We start from the raw sequence: 23,641 nt of genomic DNA on the forward strand, positions 1-23,641 counted from the left end.
AAGCTATTTTTTTCTGACCGTTTTTAGAGGTTTCGATTGGATATTTTTGGTACGATCTGAATAATAAAGCGTTGGTTATTATCCTCATTAGCTTGATCTCGTCCCACTCCGCCCCAACCATTTCCGGACAACTGGAGATCAATCAATTCGCCGTAAGCTTTCTCCTCAAAATCTATTCCCTGAGCTTTCCAGAATTTAGACAATGCATAGGCCCGATTATAGCTCAGCTCATACTCTTTTTTTCGTCCCATCGGTGAGATATCCGCATTGTATAATTTGGAGGCATAACCGGAGATTATAACAAGATAAGATACCTTTTCTCCATCAACACGGTTCTGCTCCTTTGCGGATCTGACGACTGCATCAAGTACCTCCTTAAGCTTTTTGCCGGCATCAATGACTTTCGCGCGCGTGACTGCATAGTTTTCCAGATTGCCCTCCTGAATCTCAAAGGCAGAGGGTTTGAATTTAACTTCAAAATTGAGCAGGAATCGCTTGTACTTATCTTCATACCGAAAAGAGCTGTTATTTTTCAACGGCATCAATGAGTCCTCTACTTCTTTGTATACCTGTAACTGTTCATCCTGGGCAATAATTGTATTGCGGTTGTTTACATAGGTTACTACAAATAGAACCAGTACAATAAAAAATAGACTCGTCATCAGATCGGAAAAACTGACCCAGAAAATATTATTTCCTTCTTTTTTTGCCATGACCTATTTTTTTCCGAAAATGCGTTTAAAAATACTCTCGTTGCTTTTCTCAACTTCTTCTTTCAATTTACTGAGCACCGTAGATATAGTATTTAGCTTATTCATCTCATCCCTTCTATCGGAAGCGTCCGAAACCTTGACATTGACTTCCTTCAGTGTCTTTTCGATATTACTGATCTGCTCCTTATTGATCTTAACTTCGGCCCCCAACTGGCTCACGGTATTGATGTGGTTGATCTGTCCGGAAAGCATCTCATTCTGGTGCTGATCAAAACCATATTTGATCTCAGGTAGGACGGTCAGATTTTCAAGCAAGTCCAACTTATCGAACTTGGTCACGTTTTCAGTATAAGCCTTTTCCAGAAGATCATGCTGCTCGGTAATCAGATTGGTCAATCCCTCCCGTTTCATGATCACATGATTCTCAAAAACCTTGAGTGTCTCGTCCAAGTTATCGTCTACGCGCAGAATCATCTCCTTATATCTTGAAGACATATCGTCCAGGCTTGAAAACTGCTGTTTCAAAAATGAAATAATCGCATTGGTGTCGTCCACTCTAGCGTCGATCTTCTGCGCAATACTATCAAAATTGTTTGCGCGGTCAAGTAACTTCGCTATGCTATCGCTCAGTACACGCGTTTCTGACAGCCTGCTGTTGAGACTTTCCATAAAAACGTTAAACTTGTCAAAACTATTGGTTGCTTTTTCAAGGCGCAACAGTACATTAGCGTTCATCTTAACGAAATCATTAGCATTCAATTGTTCTAGACGACCTAAAACTGTATCCTGAACTTTTAAGGTATCGTAATTCTTCTGAAACAGATGGTTCAGGGTATTGATATTAGCTGTAAATTCCAAGTTGAACGCATTCATGGTATTGGTCAGTTTGGTAATGGATGAACCAAAGTCCTGGCTTACCACGGGTAGCAAGTCTGTCTGTACGAAATTGTAAAATTCATTCTTATTCTGCTCCACTGCCCGTTTTGCTTTTTTAAAGGAATTTAAACCGACAAATGAAGTAATCGCAAGACCAAGAAAACTGGAAACCATCGCAATACACACAGCTAGAAGAAAATCATTCAGGTCAAGCTGTTTGACCAAACCTGATGTCGCTGAATCATCCGTGTTCCAAAGCTTAATCAACATGGTAAATAGCCCAAAAATAATCCCGACGATGGTCGCCATCAGCCCCAAATAAAGGGGCTTGTTAATGGTTTCTTTAATCTCATCTTCCTCCACATTCACATTACGTTCGACGAGATCTTTGACAATATTAAAATCGGCTATACCGCCATTATTTTTTAATAAATAGATATTCAATGACTCGATAATGCGGTCAAAGTAGGTCCCTGATTTATCCTTTGGATTGATAAGCGTAACCTGTACCGAACCTTTTTGGGGTATCGAATCGGTATGTTCATCGTTTTTTATTGTTTCGAAAATTTCGACGACCCGACCTTCCTGTAAAAGAGTCTTGGAAACCGTAATGCTTTCGGTCTTAAAATAAGCCTTGGATGGAATAAAGCGTCCAAACCGAAGGATGGCTCCTCGAAGCTGCGCCCCTGTCTTCAGTTGCTGTGAAATAAAATAACCAACAACCGCTAATTCTAAAATAATATGTATCCAGTCCATGCGCCGTTAGATATATTTGATCTTGATTTTTTCAATTACTTTAAATCTGTTCTCTTGCTTTTGAAGTTTTCCCAACTCCGATAACTGCGTAAATGTTCTTGCCTCAGGAAAGTAATTATTCAGTGGTTCGCAGAAACCATCGATATAACTATCACGGTGTTGCAGAGAATTCATAATAGCATCATGATTACTTTCATCTAGACGAAAAAAATATTCATTTTCTTTATTCACGATAATATAAGGAGTACGACGGTCCTTTTTGCTGACAGGTTCCAAATCTTTAAATGCTCCTCCAGTTAAACAACTCGCTACAAACTCTTGTCTCGTCGGTACGGATAATGTGATCGGTTCTGAAGGCATGTCAACATGCTGATGTATTTGAGTGTTATTGACCTGATCGATAGATTTATTTTCCGTCTTATTTTCTTCAGCTACGCGAGCAGTACAATTTCCATTAAGTTCACTAACTGTTTTACTTAGCTCGCCCACGGTACTTTTCAGTATGTCAAGTTCACTTTTTAGGCTCTCATAATACGTTTCATCATGGCGAACTTGATTCGGAGAATTTTGCCTCGTATTCAATTGTTGTTGATTGGAATTAAGTTTAAATTCCAGACCTCGAACATTATTTTCCAAGGTAGCGATGGCTCTCCTTCGAGCAATTATTTGAACAATCATTAAGACAAAAAGGAATAAAACTGCAGTCCCCAATGCTATCACTATTCGTTGAAATAAAACATCTGACATTATCGTTGTTTGGTTTTCAATATGCTGTTGTTGGATGGTAGCAAAACCTGGTTTTAAACCAGATAAGAACAGTATCCCTAACATCAATTTTTTATATGTATTATTAATCTTCATCTTCCTGTAATATATTAAACATTTCACCTAGCATACCGCGAACAATGTAAAAAGACAAATTATCAGATACTTCATCTGTAGCGGTTATCTGCTTACTACGCTGAGCAATCCCTGCCTCCAAAAATTCAATTGCGATTTTTTTATCCAAGAGTATGTCTTCAAATTTTTTCTTGAGATCATAGTCTATACCAAAGTCATCCTTATAATTTACACCTGGCAATTGAAGAAATAAATTGACAAATTCTGTATAAGCTTGGTAGACACTTTCATTAAACTGTCCTCCTAATTTTTCATAAGATAAAGGATTATCTTTAGACACTATGGTACCCTCCAAATCACCTATATAACTTTTGAATTTGTCATTCATAAGACTATTGATAGATAGATCCGCAAGAACTTCTTCAGCTTCATCCAACAGATTAATGGCCCCTTTAGCGGTTAATTCCTTAGGATTATCTTGCAATAACACTCGTATTCGAGATGTCTCCGCTAAACCTTCATTGCTATATACAGCATTAATAATTGCACTCCCATATCGGATGATACTTTCCTTTGAGTTTGACTTATCAATAATTGACAAAAATTTAGAACCGGTACCAGAGAACGTCAAATAACTAGGTTTGGACATTCCCATTATCTTAACGGCTTTAACGCTATTAAAAATTACGGAAGCTAAATAAAAGAGGAAAACAACCCTTTCACTAGTATGCATAGCCAAGAAAATGTTGAAACTTTTATTGTTTACATGCTGTAATTCCTTTTTCTTGTCCAATGAAAAATAATAGGCAATAATATCTTCAATCTTACCAGATTGTTGAATTTTTGATTCAATTTCTTGTAGATTATGGAAGTTATCTAAATTGGAGAGACCAGAAAAAAACTTCTTACCTAGGTGATAGAAACCATTTGACTGCAATTCCGTTCTGTATCCAGCTTGATAGAGAAAATTTGCTCCAAAAAGTACAGATGAAATACTCACAACTCTTTGATTTTGATAAACAACACTGTCGATGGTTCCACCACCGATATCCAATGATAAAATTGTATCTGTTGTACCTAAAATCTCTCCTGTTTTTGCGATAGAATAGAATGGAGCAATGGATTCAGATAGTTTCCTGATCTCAATGCCTTGCCCAAAATGAAGAGCAATCAATTCTTCCATTATCTCTGCTACTGAATTAATTTTAAATTTCCCATAACTTATTGGGTAAGTCCATGTAAATCTTGTTTTTGAGAGATCGCCTCTTTCTACAAGCACTTTGGTTTTACACATTATAATCAGTTGCTCCAAAAACGAACGCATCCAAGCTAAGCCTTCCTCATCCTCATATCCAGTCACCCACTTGATATTTGTCCTAGGTGTTAGATTATTAAAATTTGGCATCTCATTCTTTTCGTAGGTAAAACCAATATTATAGTCTAAGATGGACTGATAATGAGATGCATTAAAGTTATTATAGTCGAAAAGTACCGTTCGAATAGGAAAGCCATAGTTAGATTCCTGAGAAATATTTTCGGCAACAAATTCAAGATCTTTGAGATTTTGGATTTCATTTAGACTACTTACGCTTGTGTCCAACTTATTAAAGGATGTCGCGAAACCATTTTTCATGAATGGTAAATCCAACGGCAACGGTTTGCTTTTATTGACAGAATACTCCACATGGGTATTTGAAGTGCCAAAATCAATAGCAAACGTAAATTTTCCACCCGTATTTCGTTCGGTCTGCCAAAGTGGAATTAGATAATTATTGCTAACACTATCCTCCTCTTGAAAGTGTATCGATTTGAAGTTCTCTCTATTTCTAAAATAGTAAGTGTTGTAAAAAGAACCATTTCGATTATCACGTCTTACTTTCATACTACGGTCCGAAGCCGCCTTACCATCACAGTTCAATTGAAAAACATGTTGGTAATCATTTAACCCTTCGTCTATAACTTGAATGTAATAATTTGGATTTACATCTGTTTTCTGAATTGGAAATAGCTGAAAATATTTAGCACAAGGTATAATCTTCCCTTTCTGAGGATTAATATCCGTCTTTTCATATTTCTTTTCCAATTCAATAACATGCTGCCCACCATTAATAGGAATTCGTAACTTGACATTTACCGAACCCTTTTTTTTGATTATCTCCATCATATTTCTCCCAGATCGCAACTTAACCAAATCTTCTTCAGTGAAATAAGTAAAAAAGGCTGCTTTCAATGGTAAGAGATAGCCTACATTTTTCTCATCGGATTCATTAGAAAAATTTCCATTAAAAAATGAATTTTTGTTAATTTCGTAGGGAGTTTCATAAATTTCAGCTTCCAAAAAGTCATCAACCGTCAAAAATGGGTATCTAACATCTTTTCCAGGGAGCACCCGAGAGTCCAAAAATTGATCATCTGGCCGATTTACCTTGGTATTTACATCCCATTTTACGCCTTGATACAAGTAATCTAACACACCTAAATTCCCATTGGTAGCAAGTACCATAGGTTTGAGTCCATCAATTGCTTTCGAAGCATGAATCAAAAACTGTGATTCGTTTCCTATACGTTCTTGAATATTTTTTGCGCTCTTAGTACGAAAAGGAATATCAAACACCTCAACGAAATAATCGTCACCTTCTATTGTCTTTTTGTAATCCAGGAATTGACTAAGGTTCTGTGTTTGGATATTACTAGAAAAAGACCTGTCCACATCTCCCCTTTCTTTGATACTTCTTCTCACATACTCATTAAATTCCGGCATTAGCTGAGTTAATAGGGGCTGTTCCTGAAAAAGAGCTCTTAAATACAGAATGAAGTCTTCATCTCTATTCTTAAGTGAGGCAGGCTCAGTAAATAATTTTCTATCATGCAAGGTGATTTGTGCAAATTCTAAATCATTAGCAGAGGTAAAAACCATCGTTTTTGGTGAAGTTGCGCCAATAATTTTGTAATTATAATAGAAAATATAAATGCGGTTTAATTTATCAAAACTAAACTCCTGTTGGTCTTGCCTAAGAAAAAGGTTCAATGTACGACCAAGCAATTGATGTTTAGAATAATTTGATTCAATCAGTTTAACTAAATCTCTTTGCTTATCCCACACCTTAATAGTTAACTCACCATTTATAGAATCCTTATTATAAAGTAACTCCAATAAATCTAGACAATCACTCACCAACTTATGATTATTGGTATAACCATCTAATTTATTGTCAATATCTTTAAAATAGGAAAATGCACCATTAAATAAATCTAGTCGGGCAAAGGGAGATGGTATGGATGTTGGAAGTACAGAACTCTGATCGCCGTCTGGGCTTTTTATTTTCTTTATTGTACCTTCACCATAATCTGTTCCACTCGATTGCCAATGTGTCATTGGTGTACCATCAAAAAGTCTAAAAACTTTTGCCATATTGATTAAAATAAATATTTGGTTATAACTTTTGCTGTTGCATCGTGAAATTGAGTCATCAACTTATTCTCGACGGTAGCATATTTTTCCTTTCGGCTCTCGTTTAATGTTGAGGTCATCAGATCATAGCTCTTTTCCTGAAATAACTTGAACATGCTACTCCTTTGATTTATTCCAGAGACCAGTTGCATCAGATCGTCATTTTGTGGTTTCAACCCAATAACTGAACCTTGATTATCAATAATTTCATGAATATTATAGGGAGAAAAGCTTATCTTATTACGTTTCATCTCTGCTAACCAAATTCGGTATTGATCTAAGAAACCTACTAACTTTCCATAGAATATTGAACTCAAGAAATTTTGGTCAATAACCGGCGAGGATTCTTTCGCAAACGGAGCTTTCAACTTTTCATTTATTTCGTTTTCTAAATACAAAGAGAAAAACAATAGTTGTGTTAGATTAAGTTGTATCTGATTCTGGGTTTCCTGAGCAAGATCCTTAAAGGTGATTACAGGATTTGATGCTGAAAGATCGTTGACACCAAATTCCTTGTATTTAGGATTCTGCGCGTACCCCCCATTTGTACTCAACGAGTCATCATTTGCAAAGTCAACAATTGCCAGGGCGGCAGCAAGCTCAACAAAATGGCTATCATTTTTTTGCCCAACACCACCAACAACATTTTTGTACACATTGTTATTGTCATCGGCGATATAGTATAAAGCATTAATATCTTTGCTGGAACTAATATTCTTGTGGTAATAATGTAAAGCAGCTTTTGTCTTAGAATAAAATGTAGAACTTTGAATATTATCGGTATTATCGCCATCCAACTTGAAATATGGCATTACCGTAATAGCCCCAACGACCGCATTGCGGAGGTGATCATAATTCTTACCATTGACCAGCCCCTGACGGATATTTTTTAAGATCAGTGGAAAACCTGCTGCTCCAGTCCCCCCAAATATCGAAGAGATAATAAAAATTCGGTCGTTACCATTGAAGCTATTCGCAAAATGATTAAACTCCTCAGATTCAGTAAACTTGTTCAATACAATAGATCCAATATTTGGATTCCCCTGAAAGCCAACTTCGAGATCCAAATTTAGATTGGATTCTGAGAACAGTACGTCGATCAAAGCTTGATTGCTTCCACCATCCTCCAATAAATTATAATCAATAAAATCTTTGAATTTCCCACCGTTAAGACCTCCAATCCCTAAACGGAATTCACTGCCCAAGGCATTCGCGCCAACTGCACCAATAACCTCGCCCAGCGATTCCATCTTATTCTTAAAGAACATTTTTTCACTACTGGGAGCTACTGATTTATTAATGTTTCGATATTCATTGAGCAATTGTTCGGTTTTAGCTACATCAGCGGCTGAGGAATCGGGATCCAAAATAATAGGTACAATTTCATATCCTGTGGATACCCCAGATGCCAATAACATTGTAAGTGATTTTAATACGCGAGACCCGGTCCCACCTATAGCGAATACGTATAATTTGGGCATAATTAAAATGGTGTCTTAGAAAGATTTTTGGACAGTTTTCTGAGAAATAAAGAGAGGATAAAGAATACGAACAAGGTAAGCACAAAACTTCCAATGGCCACACCAAAATAAGCTTCGCTTGGAAAAACAAGATTTTCTCGCTCCATGATTGACTTACAGTCATTATACAGATATCCCGCACTTACAAACGAGGCGACTGTAAGTAGAATAAACCAAAGTCCAATTTTAGCAAATCGTGGCCTATCCAATAAAAAATAAAAGACCAGTGAAAATGCCGCCGCGCTTATAATGGCTATAATAGCATACTTTTGATAGAGGAACCTATCAAACATTTCTAGAGAGAAGTCTGTCTCGTAATAAAACTTCTCATAAAATAGTGCAAATAAATCGTTCATGATTACTTAATTGCTAGGTTATACTTAATTTGAAATAATATGTCTTGATTGTTGTTATACGTTTTGTAAGCCTCAGTAACTCCGTGAATCAGATTACGCAATCCAAAAGTCTGTTGTGTGGTTTGGCTGATAGCGGAATCGTCCGTATTGGAAGAGCTCTCCACCCAGGAGGGCATGGTATTTTTATAAGCAATAGTCAGTTCATCAGGAAATTCCTTTTGATTGACTTTTACTGTGATCAGGTGGGTGAATTTATTGTCTTTAATACGCTGCCAATCGTTTTGATGGATTAAAGTAGGCCGGTTATTGGCCGGAATTTCTTGAACACTGACCAGTGTTGCCCCTGGGCTTAGGGCGTAATTGCGATTTTCAAGAACGGACTTTCTATCAGGGAAAGAACTCATATCTGCGGCAATACTATATTGAAATACACCATTCACAAATTGGATATCCTTGATATCGTTAGGCTCTTGAGAGCGATATACTGCTCGTCCAATTCTATTTGTACCTGATAGATACTGAGTGGAGGGCTCCGTCCCTTGAATCCCTGTTAGGAAATAACTATTTTGATAGCCTTTCATGTCAGTAAACCGAACTTTGCTGAGAAGATTCTGAACGCTATTATCAGCTCCTATTATCCAGATATAATAAGGTCGCTCGGCCTGCCGTAATTTGGTCTTTTGATTATTATAATCGTAATACGTGCCATTAAAACCAGAAGTAAACTGAAGGATGCACGTTGAAAGATCTGATTTCTTCAAACGTTGCATAAATGCACTTTTGGTCATATTTTCTTCTAAAATCAGTCCTTGCTGCGTAGAACGTCCTTTTCCCAAAGAGTAGATACAATCAGAAACGAAAATGGACACCCCGTTATCCTTCGTCTCCGACAAGACCTTTTCAAAGCATTGATTTAATTCGGAAACAAATTGATTACCAACTTTAAAAGGAGCTTTACCCGGCTCCAAGGAGCTAAAGAAACTATTGACATCTGTAATTTCTACAGGATAAATTTCCGAGTTAATAAAATTGAACTTAATGTTGCTCTTCTCATAATGATAATTTAGACCAATCACTACATCTGACAAGACGGATTCAAAGTTCGATACACCATTGACATAACCATCCATACTTGCTGAATTTTCTAAATAGATGGCGAAATTGGTTGCTGTTTTCACTTCTCCACATTGATCAATATTCAGTTTAGCTTTATTCGCATTTTTGTGCATATAGCTTTGGATCGCTATTTTATCTGCTTGACCATTCTTAATTAATTTTTTAAAAGATCGGTCTTCTTTGTTCTGCTGAACATACTGTGTAAAATGCTCCAAATCTTTGCAATCCAGTTTACCATCTATGCTCAATTCCTCCAATTTTTCAAACAATTTTGATTTTGAGCCACAGCTGTTGTGGAGGATACTGCATGAAATAGCCAGCGATGCCATTATTCCGTATTTGTTTATCTTCATGTTAGATTAATTTAAACGATTAGTCTACGTTGACAGCAAATCTAGCGGATGAATACGGGCTAATTCTACGGTTTCCCGTAAAGGCTCAATTAAGAATTGAGCAAATTGGTCTTTGTGCAAAACTTAATATAAAAACAACACGGAGAAGGAAGACTTTGCGAGGCTTTCAGTATATTTAGTATTACATGACAACCAAAATTAGATCTTCATAATATGAGTTCAAATGTTCCTATTGTTCGACAAATATCCTGGCCTGCATTTGCAATTGTATTTGCGATAACCTTGGCTTTTTTATTCGCTTTCGAATATATCTTTCAGACGGATGATGTTTTCATCGGCGTCATTATCTTTTCCATTTTAGCAATTGTATTACGAATGACCGTCCCTAAAAGCCATCGAAAAGGAATGAAAGCACTCAAACAAAACGACTTTGAAACGGCAATAGCCCATTTTAAAAAGAGTGTTGATTATTTTACAAGAAACAAATGGGTGGATAAGTACCGTGTAATTACGGTATTGAGTTCTTCAAAAATGTGCTATCGGGAAATGGGACTCTGTAATATCGCATTTTGTTATTCACAGACAATGCAGGCAGAAAAAGCGAAAGCACTCTACGAAGAAATTCTGGAAGAATACCCCGACAACCGAATCGCTTACTATGCGCTAAATTCAATCAATACGTTTTCAAATAAAAATAATGAACCAAGCTAAGTAAATGTCCCGTAACATACAGATAAAATATGGCTTATTTAACGATCTGCTTATTCTATTATCGTATGGGAGATCAACGGGACCTTTTGCTTCCAGACACCCTTGACATTAAAACGGTGCCCTGAATTTTTATTTTTTATGGTAAAGGTATAATTGCAGCTTCGCTCAAGGTAGGTAAACTCACCGCGAACAGAGAGGCTCCGATGTGGTTTGAGCGATAATGTTTGGCTATTTCCCGGTTTGATATAATTTTCAAATGTCTTCCCTTTGACATAGAGGACTTTCCCCTGCCAATGACTAACATCATCTATCAATACTTCATCCATAAAAATGCTTGCATCTTTTTTATTGATCCAGTCAAAAGCACCGTAACTATTACTCGAAAATTCAGAGCTGTATTTGACGTCTTTAAAGATTTCAAGCGTCTCTACATTTTTCTCCTGATCCGAATCATTTCTTACTGTCAGAGAACTGCACCCTTCACTGCTAACATATATTTTGCGACTACCTTCTATTTCTTTAATTTCCTTATTGATCAGTTCGTATTCATCACCCCTAGATTGGCTAAAACTTATTTCATCCTGTCTATCGGACGATTGGATGCCTATCACAAAATTCCGCGGCTGGTCACTGAAATTTTCTTGCAGTGTGAGCTTTAGCTCATTGCTGGCCGTTTTTCCCAAGGTTAACCATCCCTCTTCAATTTCAACGGTCCCCGCACTTTCCAATTTGAGCGCATTGCCCATCGAATCTTTCAAGATCTCACCTGTAAGTGCATCTTTGACATAAGAAACAGCCCATTTATCTGCTTTGATAGGAATGATATCATCTGTAAAACCCGTATTTAAGGTTAGACTCTTAAGGTCCTGCGCGATTAAACCTTCTTTGGGAGTAATGTCTTCTTTAGAACAGGAATTGAATATGAACAAGCCAAATGACAACGCAAGGAGAGAGAAGATGGATATTAGCTTTGAAGACTTTTTCATACGAATTGATTATTTAGATAAGCGAGCTGATCGAAAATTTATCTGTAAGATAAAAAAAATAATCCAATTTAGTTCCTTTTCTAAAAAACAGCTATAAGAACGAAATATGCCAATAATAAAGAAAGGCTATCCTCCGATAGCCTTTCTCTTTTCATAAAATTGGTTAACATATAGCGCTAAATATCCTGAATGCATTGGATATTTTTATGTAACGAAAAATATATTTCCTGCTATAAATCCGTCCATACAAACCTAATGCAATACAATAACGATCCTTTACGGGAAACCGTAAGGGGTAAAAATATTTTTATATAAAGCCCAGTTCCTTACAATGGGCCACCAACTGTTCATTTTTGGTAAAGCCGAGTACATCTTTCATCAGGTTGAGCCGTTTCTCGATGCTACTGAGACTTGATGGTCGAATATCACGCTGCTGAAGGTATTCGGGCATCTCCTTCTGGGATATTCCTTCATAGAGCAATTTGACGATATGAAGGTCAAATTGGGTAAACTCGTGCGAATTCTGTTCCTGTATAAACTTCTTGCTATCGGGCGACTGATACGTACGGTGCTGAAAAACAATCTGGAGTGCCTCGCGCAGATGCTGACCGTCCCGACGGGCTTTGCGCACTAGTCCGTCAATCTGATTGTCTCGAAACATCTCATTGATCAGTGCCGACCGGTCTTTGGCGGTCAACACAATAACCTTGATATCGGGTTGTACCCTCTTAACGGCTTTGATCAGCGAAAGACCATCTTTAATCTCCTGTGGGCTATCGTCGTCTTCAAATTCGATATCGGTGATCAACAGATCATAGGGTTCGCCATCGCGGATGGCATTTTTTATCCAGGTAAGGGCATGATCACAATAGTACACGTATTTGGTATTGTGAATACCCAGGTCGTGCAAGGTTTTCTGCACTGAAATGTTGGCTATCTCGTGGTCTTCGGCAATGAGTACTTTTTTAAACATACATTATTGTCTTTTTATTATAGTGGGATATTGGTCGTAATGCTGAGCCCTTTTCCCGGTTCACTGACAAAGATAATTTTGCCACCGAGGCTTTCAATACGGGAAACCGTATTTGCCAGACCTTTTCCCTGAGACTTTTCGGCGGGCATTCCCACACCATTATCTTTATAATATATAGTGAGCTGCTGATCTATTTTTTCAAAGCGTACCACAACCTGTTCGGCCTGGCTATGCTTTTTCATGTTGACCATAAGTTCTTGCAGCACATGCTTTACCTCTTCTTTAATACGTTTACTGACATCAATCCATTGCTCAGCATCGTTACCAGCGATCAGTACACGGCGATGGTCTGCAGCAAAGGATTTGAGCAGGGAGGCCAGCTGTTCGTTGTACGGTACCTCCGTGATGGTCTGCTGTTCGACATTATGCGAAATATCACGAGACTGATGGTACATATTTTCAAGTTTGTCGAGTACACCATCACGATCCACATCTTCGTTATGTTCAATCTCGGACATGACACGATAGATACCATTGGCAACGACATCATGGATCTTTTTGGACAAATGGAGTTGTGTTTCTTTGACCTTGTTCTCTGCCTCGAGTTCGAGCCGTTGCTTGCGACGCTTGTACCAAAGGGTACCACCCCCTACTGCCAACAAGAGTAAAAAGATGCTTGCCCCTGTAATGGCACGTTGACGGATAAGTCTATTTTGTTTTTCGGTATTTTCTTTTTCTAGTCTTAGATTTTCAGCTTTGTTTTTTTCAACTTCATAGCGTATCAGTGCAAATTGATTTTTGGCCGCGGCACGGGCCTGCTGGATACTGTCATTTAATACCAGATAACGGAGCAAATAACGTTGGGAATAGGTTCCATTCACCTGGATCAATCCTCTTAATGCATTCAATTGATCATCAGCACTATTTATTTCTAATGCTACCTGATATTGTTTATTTAAATAATGGATAGAAGAATCAGCATTGTTATTTTCATAATATTTAGCTAAACTAGCATAACTAGAATTTTTTCCCCATTGGTCCTTTTCTTTGATCCTTATATTTAATGCCTTTTGGTATAGCGGAACTGGGTTATAAGAAACGTTAGCGATCCATTTGGTCTTTGCAAGATTGTTTAAAAACTTAGCGTAATCGGCAGTCTCTGGTGGCGTTTTTGCTAAAATCTCTTCTGACAACTTAATAGATTCGATATAACGCTTCGCATTTCTCAGGCAAACAGCAAGATTGTTTTTATAGATCAATGTATAAACTGAATCAGTTGAATATTGTATCGCCAAATGGTAATAGGGAATAGCTTCATTATAATGCTTCAATTCATCTGTTGCGTTGGCAATTGTATTATACAGATGACATAGCAAAGATCTTTGTTTGTCAATTTTTGCGTCTAAATATTTAGTAGCTTCCAGAGAGGTTTCCTGGGCTCCAAAGAAATCGCCGGCGTCATATAAATTGACTCCCATATTGATCAAACACCGAGCTACATTAAAATTATCATTAGCTAATAAAAACTCATCTTTTGCTTTTTCGAAATAGATGAATGAACTATCTGCATTCCCTTTTTCCAGCAATGCAACTGCTTTTTCAAAATAAGCATTTTTAGGTTGCTGCATTATTTCTGTTTTAACCTCCGTGCAGGAGAATACAGCATTAATTATTAAAAATAGAGCAACAGTTAATTTATGCACGGTCAAAATTTTAATCGAATGTATTTATTTTTGACCAATAAAGCAAGATTTAAGTCCATTGCAAAAAAAGGAGCAGTTTTTGTCCTGCTCCTTTTTTATTTTATTTATTAGGTGGTCTCGTATTTCCTTTATCTCCACCATCGCCATCATCTGGTGTATCTGGATTGTTCGGATTATTTGGATTGTTCGTTCCGCTTGCAGATTGAACAGTAGGTGCTCCAGCGCTAGGTTGTGAATTAGACGGCTGACCGATTCCAAACAAAAAATATAATATTAAACTCCACATAACTCAAAAAATTAAAAGTCAAAAACTGAGTAGGTCCGCGTGCTCCGTGCACGGGTTTGCTACAAATGTTTTCAGAAGGCCTTCTGAATTTTTTGGGAAGTAAGAGTGTCAATCGCGGGAGACAGAAGCTGCTTCCCAAACCGGCTAATGTCTACCGCGATATCTTCTCATTGTGAAATCAGTTTAGTATCTTAGTTGTATATTTTAAAAGATCTATCATCTGACTTCGAGAACAAAATTATAGCTGTTAAAACCCTTTTTATCAAATGATTCCGACAATACGGGAAAGACTGATAGAATTCTAAAAATTCCGTAAATACCGGTATATTGATAAGACGTTGACTTACGGGATTCCGTAAATACCGATAGAAATAGAACCTAAATTTGTAGCCATGCCGACGTTTAACATATTTAAAGAAGGGGTTCTTTCCCTCTATGAGGAAAAGAAAAGAAAACAAGAAATGGATGAATTATTGGCCAGCCCCTCACCTGCAAACTTGAGAGATTACTGCTTAATTAGATTATCCGAAGAGTTACCAGAAACCGATATTCAGGTCTTACAGAAATTCTTTGATCCACTTAAAAAGGAAAAAAGTTTAGAAGATGCTATCTACAAGTATAAAACAGGATGGTTAAGAGCTTTACAGAAGTTTATTTTAGGTGAAACAGAAAACCCAGATGAGCTTCTTGTCAAATTATTAGCTGTACTTGTGGATTATCAACCGCGACCATTTCGCTTTAATTATGATGATACACCTGTACAATTTGAGAATGACCAACCTTTAGAAAAGAATGATCCGCCTGTTGAAGATGATGCTAAAAAGGCGCCCTCCACATCTATTAGCCTTAAAAGTAATCGCCAAGATGAATCTGTTATTTCGGAAGGAGATCATGAGAAAACCACTGTGGAAATAGACCATATTGACACTGGTCAGGTAATTAGTCCAGAAGGAACTGGTGAAAGCCAAAGAAATAAAGATGAATCAGGCCCTCAAAAAAAGCCATTTTTAAATAAACATACCTTAAGATTTACCGGAGCTGCATCTTTCATTGTTGCCATTTTTATTACAATACATTTTTTGACTCCCGAAGATTGCATGTGCTGGAATGGCGAAAAATATATTCAGGTCGATTGCCAAGATAAAACGCAAGCGTATCAGGTTATTGGATTAGATCAGGATAGACTGAAGCATTTCCGTAAAATCACAGAGCCTGACAGCCTAGGAGTGAAAGACATTGGGAATATCTGGTACTCGAAAATCGACAACGAAGTTGAGTTTTTTACGGGCCCAGGATATCACCCAGTCCAACTCAATAAATCATTAAAAGCTGTGACAAAACATATCTGGGATACATATGTCCGTATAACACCAGACAGTAATCAACATGTTCAATTTGGAATCATGCAGAAACAAAAGGACTAGGTTCGTTAGCTTCATAAAAAAGCCACATCTCACGACGTGGCCTTAAATAAACATATGATTCACTAGTGGCCTGCCTCCGAATGCTGTGGCAGACCACTAATTATTGGATACTATTTATATGAATTAATAGATTTGGATACTTTCCATTCGCTGCCCTCACGTACCAAAGTCACAAGATCGGTCTTGGTGAAATCTTCAAATTTCAATGTCACTTTAGCCACCATATAGTCTGCTGACTCCTCGATGATATCGGTGCTTACTGCGCAGTTCAAACGCTCACCTTTTTGTTTTTTCAGAGATTTAACCACTGCTTCACGGCTATGAGATTGTGCATTGGAAGATTGGATCTTTTGGTTGAAATCAGCAGCGAACAACTGCTCCACACCTGCTGATTCGCCTTCGGTAGTTACCGCAACATAATGATCAAGTGCCAAGTCGGCTGTGGAAAGGTTAACGTTTGCTTTTGCTGATTTGGTACCTGGTTCTTCTGCTGCCATAGCGAAAGTGGATACTGCGATTAAAGCTGCTGCTGCGAATGTTTTTACTAATGTTTTCATAATGTCTTTATTTTATTGTGTTAGTTGTTTTGTTCTTATTTGTTGATTCAAAACTACAACACAATACGCCCCTAGCCTATGGGCTTTAGACTAACGGACAGGAAAACTCGGTGAATGACGGGAATGAGGAGGTGAAAACAAAATGAAAACAAGGCCATATTGAATATAATGGCCTGTTAAGTCATTCCTGTTTTCAACTGGCCTGTTGTCCTGAGGCCCTATCTGATACTAGTTTGGCATTTAATTTAACTTTTAATTCATTATTCAGTTCTACAGCTTGGTTATACTTCGCTTTAATATCATTGACCAAAGCTATTGCTGTTGCTAAATCTGTTGCATCATCCAATATTGTTTTAGTAGAGTTTGACAAAGTCACATCTGTCACCACTGTCGTTTGTCTAACAAATCCCAACTGTGAAACAGATGCAATTTTCTTTTGCAACGTAGCCGGGGTGACGACTTTGCTGGGATTAATACCGTTAATAACTTCCTGTTCGCTGGCAAGAAGAACTAATCCGGACGTATTAGCTGTCGCATAGGAAACAATATCTTGCAAGATCTCAGTACCGTAATACCAACGTCCGCTTATATATTTAATATCCCAGATATTATTACCTATATGCTTAATCAAAATACTACTGCCCGCAATGGCGCTTGTCAAAGCACGTGATTCAAGATGTTGAAAGTTGAACAGTCTAAAATCAAAAGATGCTCGGACTCCGATTCGTAGGTCTTTTACAACCTCAATCCGTATCTCCCACCCAACGGGCATATTATTGAGTGTAAAGGTGGCTTCAGCGGTGAAATCCCGATTATCTAACTTCGTCATCGTATTAGATGTCAAAGAGATATTGTCACCAGAATTTGGTTTATTCCTAAGACCTTCGTAATGTATACTTCCTGCGCTTTTGATACGATACTTAGTATTTTCAGGGTGTATACCTTCGCCTTGCACCTCTCCTGTAATATCTAATTGGATACCAGAAGGGTCTAATATCCCTCGATTATGCTCATAGACGTCAATGATCTTAGTCATCTTTCCGTCTGAACTGGAGGAATAGATATTATTTATCTTATAATGGGTCGGTAAAGCTGAGGGATCAAACGTTATTTCAGATGCTGCGTAGATCCTGACCCCAGCACCATATGGGTAGATATTATTGGCCTGATTTGCATTCTGAATATAGATATCACCAATATGTACATCAACTCCATTTTTAATATTGTATATTTCTACCGCATAATTCCTTGCATTTGTAGACCTGATCGTACCAATTCGGGCCAACCCTTTTCGTTTCTCGGTATAATCGACACCACTGATCCTTAATGCACCATTTCTTTCAGCAATGATCTCTCCGATTTCAATATCGACCGGCGTACTGCTACCGGCTAATTTATGAAACACAAAGGCCACAGCGTAATCAGCAGAATTTTTGCATTCTACCACATTTATTTTAACTTTTCTAATAACCTCTGTTGCTGTGTTTGGTTCAAAATCGATACCGGATTGTGGCGGTGCACCAGCTATCGCATCTATTTTGATCCTATCCATAAATAGGCCATCTACAGTAACGATGCTAATACCCTGTCGTCGGCAATCGGAAATATCCGCAAAATTGATTGTTATATTTTCACTGGTAGTCAAATCTGATTTTTTACCAATATAGATACCATCACCCCAAAATTTAGTGACTTTAAGATTTTCAATCTCAACATTCTTGGAAGATAGAATAGAAAGCCCCATTCCCCATTCACCGACTCCTACACTGATAAGCTTAAAGATGACACCTCCTGGAATGGGGTCTCCATTTTGATCGAGATCCGTATCGACAAAAGTTTGACCAATGGTTTCAATTGATTTTACATCTGGTACAACTGTACCTGTTATCCCCGCTGCTACAACTTCAAATCCTTTCTGTTCAATGATAACGGCATCCCCAACATTGTAATTTGTATTACTTTGTCTAACTTTATATATTGCTCCTGAAGGAGCTTTATGTTCATCCTTATCACCTATTAAGTTGAGCCGATTTATGTAGACACCATCTGCTTCCACAATAGAAAAAGCGGTATAGGCACCTGAGGTTTGTGGGGTTACCTTAAAGATGGTATTTTCATCGGTTTCAATATCGCTTCCACTTTTAAGCATAATACCATTACCACCTGAATTATACCGTCCATTGATCATATATACTCCCGCTGAGAAATATACTTTTTTTGCCAATTTCGAACCCGCATCTATTGCCTTTTGAATAACGGCAGATTGATCATTCGGGTCGTTTGCCATGGCTCCATAGTAACGTGCATCGATCTTCGACGCGAAATAGTGTACAAGTTTGATTCCGCCCACCAGGATAACACTACCACCATCATCGGAATCTGTCGTCGCAGATAAATAATAATCAATCGGATCAGGAGTATCACCAGCTTGGTAATAGCCTAAAAGGTGTACTCCTGAATAGGTACCATTTGTTAATCCTGTAATTTCGGTTGCAGATAAAGCACGCAGATCTGCCATCGTGTTTTTAATAAGAAATTGATTTGCCATAATATTGTTGTTTTAAATTCTTATACAAACATAGGCCTCATCAAGAACCAAAATGAGGGAAACTAAGGCTATGTTATCGGTAGAGCGAAACAACCGAAAAGTCCAAAAATGGCATTGCTTAAAACAGAAAAAGCCACATCTCACGACGTGGCCTTAAATAAACATATGATTCACTAGTGGTTTGTCTTTTATGACTGGCAAACCACCAGTGATAAGGTACTATTTATACGAATTGATTGATTTGGATACTTTCCAGTTGTTGCCTTCGCGTACCAAAGTCACAAGGTCAGTCTTGGTGAAGTTTTCAAATTCCATGGTCACTTTAGCCACCATATAATCTGCTGAATCTTCGATGATGTCAGTACTAACTGTACAGTTTAGCTTCTCACCTTTTTGTTTTTTCAAAGATTTAACCACTGCTTCACGGCTATGAGATTGTGCATTGGAAGATTGGATCTTTTGGTTGAAATCAGCAGCGAACAATTGCTCTACACCTGCTGATTCACCTTCGGTCGTAACCGCAATATAATGCTCAAGGGCGAAGTCTGCTGTAGAAAGATTAATGGTTGCTTTCTCAGATTTTGAACCTGGTCCTTCAGCTGCCATAGCGAAAGTGGATACTGCGATTAAAACTGCTACTGCGAATGTTTTTACTAGAGTTTTTTATCGAAATTATTTGTTTTTTATTTGATGATAAAGCTATCATGAGTGCCTTTTGAATACACTCATGATGGTTCATAATGTCTTTATTTTATTGTGTTAGTTGTTTTGTTCTTATTTGTTGATTCAAAACTACAACACAATACGCCCCTAGCCTATGGGCTTTAGACCAACGGACAGGAAAACTCGGTGAATGGCGGGAATGGGGAGGTAGACAGTCCCACAGCGATAATTACTTTAAACAATCTTGGTATATTGACGGAAAACAGGGAAACTTATAAAAAAAGAAACCGTTTCCACAACCAAGCGTCATATCATTACTATTAAATAGATGGTGGTGGAAAAATCATTTTATAGGTAAGGCGTAAATATCCTACTAAATCGACAAGTTTCATAATTCTAATTTTTAAAGTAGGCATCTATACATTATACAAGCCAGATTTCATCAAACCAACCAATCAAAACACTTTTTTACGAACATAGACTAAACACAAAAAATCGTTTTCTATTCTCAATCATTCGTCCTGAGAACAACTGCTTCAAATCAGCTTAATCATCAGTTATTTTGTTTATTTTCTTTAGAGCTTTCTGAACTTCCTTGTTTACTACTTCACACTGATCTATCAATAACTGTTCAAAGACATTTTTAATCTTTGGAGACTTCATATTCGCCAAGGCTTTAACAAACATCTGCCTCGACTCGCCATTATCTCTTTCCCGAACAACAGCTATCACATCATCAATATAATCCGCAGTAATAATGACAGCCATGGTGTTACCCAAAAGCCAACGGTAATTAAAGTCATGTTTTGACGTTTTGTGATATTCTTCAAGAATGGCACTGCAAGCTATCCCTCTCGCCTGTTTCACTGCTAAAGCTCTAATTATTCCTTCTTTATTTTTTAAATGATATTGCATTGGTAAATGCGTCAACAAAACCGGGATAGCTGATTTATAACTTGATTTGGTGTTTACTAAATTCCACACAGATTTCACATTGACCCCAACTTGCCTCAAATCGTCAATTAATGGCTTCTCATCTTCAGCATAAGCATCTTCAAGAGCTATTCTTATCTCTTCTTTTTCCCCAAGCCATTTTTGATATTCTTCATCTTGAAGCAATTGATGCTTCAATTCAGCAGCAGTAATTTTTGTTTTTCCAATTTCGGTCTGATTTGATTTTTTAGGACCTTTTAACAACTCTGCCCATCTCTTTTCTAATTCTGTAATCTTCTCCGTAATCATGTCATGAGATAAATCTGAAAGTAAATCTATTTTACACATTGCTTATTCATTAGTTTAAGCCCTTTTGTGATGGCCTTAATTCATAAAAGTCTACAATTTCCGATTCTTCCTCTTGATTGAAAACAGCTTTATCATTGAAACTACCAAATTGATTTTCTGAAATTCTTATTGTAGCAGGATAATCTGCCAAATACATAGATAAAACAACATTACAAGTTGGACATAAAGTTGAACCCGCAATTTGTTTTACACTTAGATTTTCCGTTTCTGGATTTTCCCAGTCAATTACAAACAATTCCCCACAATTTGTACAAGTAACTAAGCTATTATTGCTCCAACCACTTTTTAATGGTAAGAAAACTTTATAGTTATAGATCCCTTGTGCGACATTTTCATACTTTATTAAACATCTAATTTCTTTCTTTTGCATGCGCATATCTAAGGTATTCTTGAGCCAACTACTATACTCTTGTACATTAATAAACTAGTAGTTTCCCGCCCCCCTCAAACAGATTCACACGAATAGGTGCACCCGAAATAACTCCTTTATTCAAACCAGGGAACTCCTAAAAGGATCTAAATAATTTAATCCATTTTCTTCAAATATTTCCTCGAGCTTGTCTGCTCCATATTCCTTTTTGAATACAAGTTCTTCTTTGGTAATTGGCACGAGCCAATAGAAAAAAACAGACTTTCCATCTTCAAGATCAAGGATTTCCAGTTTGGCCCCATCCAAATAAGGTTGAGAGAGCAACGCAAAAGAGCAGGAAGAATTCAGTCGCCATCCCCTTCCCCAATTGATGGTGTGCCAGTGTCCCAAACGTGTGCGGAATCTATGAAAATGAGCTATCACAATTAATGACTCAACTAGTGTTTGGTCTTGCTCATCCGAAAAGATGTGTAGTTCCAAACAGAGTTGATCCTCAAAATGAGACATACCACAGGTGGCATAAGTCCACATATTTCGTTCCGGCGTTGGTGGAAATTCCAAGACCCGAAATTGATCCCCCAAATCTTTATAAGGACCTTTTTCCCAGATAAGTGAACGATATTCATCGCCCCAATTGGAGATATAATGTGATAATAGTTTATGATGGTATAAGTTCTCCTCCATTGTATATAACTGATTCAAGTTATCAAAAATAATTTACTCCAATAAAACTATTTCAAACCGACTATTGTTCTTACTATACAAAACGGCTACAAACTACCTTTCAAAAGAAAGGAACTACATAAAAATTGGCGTCGTACAGTGAAAATCCAATTGTCTTTAAAAACATTGGATGACGAAACAAAAAAGAGGAAACGATAGGAAACATAAAAATTACTGTACAAGTAAACGCTAAGAGAAAGGGTCTGATGAGAATCAGGCCCTTTTGACGTGTAAGACTTAACCCCCAAATATTAAGAGAACGGTATGATGGTCTGAATTAAAAATTAAGTTGCTAATAAAACACTTTTCAGGATAATGGCATTTCGAAAATATTTTACTATTTTAAACATTATTTTTTACCGTATATTAATTACCGATTATATAACATAAAAAGACAAATATGTTAAAACCTATTTATGAAGTACCAATACAAATCCGATGATGATTTTACTGAAATTTCTATTTTTTATTTTCAATACAAGCCACATATGACAAATCGCCCCATATTATCTGTGGTAATGCCCATTTTCAATGGAGAAAAATATCTTGAAACAGCAATCAACAGTATATTGACTCAAACCTTTTATGAATTTGAATTTGTGATCATAAATGATGGATCATCGGACAAAACAGATGAAATTGTTCGGTCTTTTTATGACAATAGAATTGTCTATATAGCTAATAAAAACAATGAGGGAATAATACGGTCTCTAAATAAAGGAATTTATTTTTCAAAAGGTCAATTTTTAGGACGAATGGATTGTGATGATGTATCCCGTACTGACAGATTCGAACTTCAAATTGAATTTCTCAACCAAAATCCAGAGCTAAGTATTGTCGGCTCTGACTATGAAATACTACCCAGGTCCGACAATAATAACATTATTCCACAAAAACGAATAAATGTTCCGACATGCCACGAAGATCTTTCGTTGGTGTTTTTACATCATAACGCTATTTGTCACCCTACTGTTGTAATGAGAAAAGAAAATCTTAATTTCAATAAACTTTATTACGATCGTTTAGCCAACCATGCGGAAGATTATAAGTTATGGGTTGATGCAACTCTTTCCGGTTTAAAATTTGGGAGCATACCTAGCCCACTTTTGAAATATCGCCTTCATAGCGATCAAATAAGTACCAAAAAGAGAGAGGAACAGTTTAATTCCGCATGTAAAATCATGCTTGGTTACGCTACTACAATATTTAGTCAATCGGTTATTAATAATCCCAGAGACTATTTAGGGCTTATCTTGAATACAGAAAGTAGATTTTTGAAAGATCAGGATTTCATCAAATATACTCAACTCGCAAAGAAACTTATTACTGAGAATAACAGGCAAAACTATTTTAATAAAGAGAAATTTGATTTTTTTATGGAGAATAAACTGAATAATTTAAACCCCATATAAAT

20 protein-coding genes are annotated in these 23,641 nt (G+C 37.1%); 3 read left to right on the forward strand and 17 right to left on the reverse strand.

All coding sequences use genetic code 11. The features are described 5' to 3' along the window. Positions 1-23: 23 nt before the first annotated feature. The 7 genes from ABFX33_RS01440 to ABFX33_RS01470 all read right to left on the reverse strand — a co-directional run bounded on the left by ABFX33_RS01440 (position 24) and on the right by ABFX33_RS01470 (position 9,981). Positions 24-713 (reverse strand): flagellar motor protein MotB, encoded by a 690-nt coding sequence (locus tag ABFX33_RS01440; RefSeq protein ID WP_346083828.1) that lies wholly within the window; start codon positions 711-713, stop codon positions 24-26. 3 nt (positions 714-716) lie between these two features. Continuing rightward, on the reverse strand, positions 717-2,345 hold the full coding sequence (locus tag ABFX33_RS01445) for a hypothetical protein (protein ID WP_346083829.1): 1,629 nt from the start codon (positions 2,343-2,345) through the stop codon (positions 717-719). A gap of 6 nt (positions 2,346-2,351) precedes the next feature. Then, positions 2,352-3,206: a hypothetical protein gene (locus ABFX33_RS01450; protein WP_346083831.1), complete on the reverse strand. Its 855-nt coding sequence runs from the start codon at positions 3,204-3,206 to the stop codon at positions 2,352-2,354. Then, positions 3,196-6,597 carry a hypothetical protein gene (locus ABFX33_RS01455; RefSeq protein ID WP_346083832.1) on the reverse strand — a complete coding sequence of 1,134 codons (3,402 nt, stop codon included), beginning with the start codon at positions 6,595-6,597 and terminating at the stop codon, positions 3,196-3,198. The genes ABFX33_RS01450 and ABFX33_RS01455 overlap by 11 nt, the downstream gene beginning before the upstream one ends. A gap of 5 nt (positions 6,598-6,602) precedes the next feature. Continuing rightward, positions 6,603-8,054, reverse strand: a complete 1,452-nt coding sequence (locus tag ABFX33_RS01460; protein ID WP_346083833.1) for a hypothetical protein — start codon at positions 8,052-8,054, stop codon at positions 6,603-6,605. A 65-nt stretch (positions 8,055-8,119) separates the two neighbouring features. Continuing rightward, the gene (locus tag ABFX33_RS01465; RefSeq protein WP_346083834.1) at positions 8,120-8,512 is read right to left on the reverse strand and encodes a hypothetical protein; all 393 of its coding nucleotides are present in this window, start codon (positions 8,510-8,512) and stop codon (positions 8,120-8,122) included. A gap of 2 nt (positions 8,513-8,514) precedes the next feature. Then, a complete protein-coding gene (locus ABFX33_RS01470; protein WP_346083835.1) occupies positions 8,515-9,981 on the reverse strand; it encodes a hypothetical protein in 1,467 nt (488 codons plus the stop codon). A 213-nt stretch (positions 9,982-10,194) separates the two neighbouring features. Between ABFX33_RS01470 and ABFX33_RS01475 the strand changes: the two genes are divergently transcribed. Next, the gene (locus ABFX33_RS01475) at positions 10,195-10,692 is read left to right on the forward strand and encodes a tetratricopeptide repeat protein (protein WP_346083836.1); all 498 of its coding nucleotides are present in this window, start codon (positions 10,195-10,197) and stop codon (positions 10,690-10,692) included. A gap of 50 nt (positions 10,693-10,742) precedes the next feature. Here ABFX33_RS01475 and ABFX33_RS01480 read toward each other — a convergent pair whose 3' ends face one another. From ABFX33_RS01480 to ABFX33_RS01495, 4 genes are all read right to left on the reverse strand, one after another. Next, a complete protein-coding gene (locus ABFX33_RS01480) occupies positions 10,743-11,678 on the reverse strand; it encodes a hypothetical protein (protein WP_346083837.1) in 936 nt (311 codons plus the stop codon). A gap of 307 nt (positions 11,679-11,985) precedes the next feature. Further along, positions 11,986-12,651: a response regulator gene (locus tag ABFX33_RS01485; protein ID WP_346083839.1), complete on the reverse strand. Its 666-nt coding sequence runs from the start codon at positions 12,649-12,651 to the stop codon at positions 11,986-11,988. A gap of 17 nt (positions 12,652-12,668) precedes the next feature. Then, positions 12,669-14,279 carry a tetratricopeptide repeat-containing sensor histidine kinase gene (locus ABFX33_RS01490; RefSeq protein WP_346083840.1) on the reverse strand — a complete coding sequence of 537 codons (1,611 nt, stop codon included), beginning with the start codon at positions 14,277-14,279 and terminating at the stop codon, positions 12,669-12,671. 175 nt (positions 14,280-14,454) lie between these two features. Further along, positions 14,455-14,640, reverse strand: a complete 186-nt coding sequence (locus tag ABFX33_RS01495; protein WP_346083842.1) for a hypothetical protein — start codon at positions 14,638-14,640, stop codon at positions 14,455-14,457. 461 nt (positions 14,641-15,101) lie between these two features. On the opposite strand from ABFX33_RS01495, the gene ABFX33_RS01500 reads away from it, so the two are divergent. Further along, positions 15,102-16,064 carry a hypothetical protein gene (locus ABFX33_RS01500; RefSeq protein ID WP_346083843.1) on the forward strand — a complete coding sequence of 321 codons (963 nt, stop codon included), beginning with the start codon at positions 15,102-15,104 and terminating at the stop codon, positions 16,062-16,064. Between the two features lie 110 nt (positions 16,065-16,174). Here the strand turns inward: ABFX33_RS01500 and ABFX33_RS01505 are convergent, their stop codons facing one another. The 6 genes from ABFX33_RS01505 to ABFX33_RS01530 all read right to left on the reverse strand — a co-directional run bounded on the left by ABFX33_RS01505 (position 16,175) and on the right by ABFX33_RS01530 (position 22,188). After that, a complete protein-coding gene (locus ABFX33_RS01505; RefSeq protein WP_346083844.1) occupies positions 16,175-16,621 on the reverse strand; it encodes a nuclear transport factor 2 family protein in 447 nt (148 codons plus the stop codon). A 193-nt stretch (positions 16,622-16,814) separates the two neighbouring features. Beyond that, the gene (locus ABFX33_RS01510) at positions 16,815-19,169 is read right to left on the reverse strand and encodes a hypothetical protein (RefSeq protein WP_346083845.1); all 2,355 of its coding nucleotides are present in this window, start codon (positions 19,167-19,169) and stop codon (positions 16,815-16,817) included. A gap of 219 nt (positions 19,170-19,388) precedes the next feature. Continuing rightward, positions 19,389-19,775 (reverse strand): nuclear transport factor 2 family protein, encoded by a 387-nt coding sequence (locus ABFX33_RS01515; RefSeq protein ID WP_346083847.1) that lies wholly within the window; start codon positions 19,773-19,775, stop codon positions 19,389-19,391. 603 nt (positions 19,776-20,378) lie between these two features. Then, positions 20,379-21,113 carry a hypothetical protein gene (locus ABFX33_RS01520; RefSeq protein ID WP_346083849.1) on the reverse strand — a complete coding sequence of 245 codons (735 nt, stop codon included), beginning with the start codon at positions 21,111-21,113 and terminating at the stop codon, positions 20,379-20,381. Positions 21,114-21,123: 10 nt separating this feature from the next. Beyond that, positions 21,124-21,504 (reverse strand): hypothetical protein, encoded by a 381-nt coding sequence (locus tag ABFX33_RS01525; RefSeq protein ID WP_346083850.1) that lies wholly within the window; start codon positions 21,502-21,504, stop codon positions 21,124-21,126. A 120-nt stretch (positions 21,505-21,624) separates the two neighbouring features. Then, complete coding sequence (locus ABFX33_RS01530) at positions 21,625-22,188, reverse strand: suppressor of fused domain protein (RefSeq protein ID WP_346083851.1); 564 nt, start codon at positions 22,186-22,188, stop codon at positions 21,625-21,627. Between the two features lie 455 nt (positions 22,189-22,643). Between ABFX33_RS01530 and ABFX33_RS01535 the strand changes: the two genes are divergently transcribed. Continuing rightward, positions 22,644-23,639 (forward strand): glycosyltransferase, encoded by a 996-nt coding sequence (locus tag ABFX33_RS01535; protein WP_346083852.1) that lies wholly within the window; start codon positions 22,644-22,646, stop codon positions 23,637-23,639. Positions 23,640-23,641 lie beyond the last annotated feature (2 nt).

Origin of the sequence: Sphingobacterium ginsenosidimutans, assembly GCF_039536865.1 — a bacterium.
Taxonomy (GTDB): Bacteria; Bacteroidota; Bacteroidia; order Sphingobacteriales; family Sphingobacteriaceae; genus Sphingobacterium; species Sphingobacterium detergens.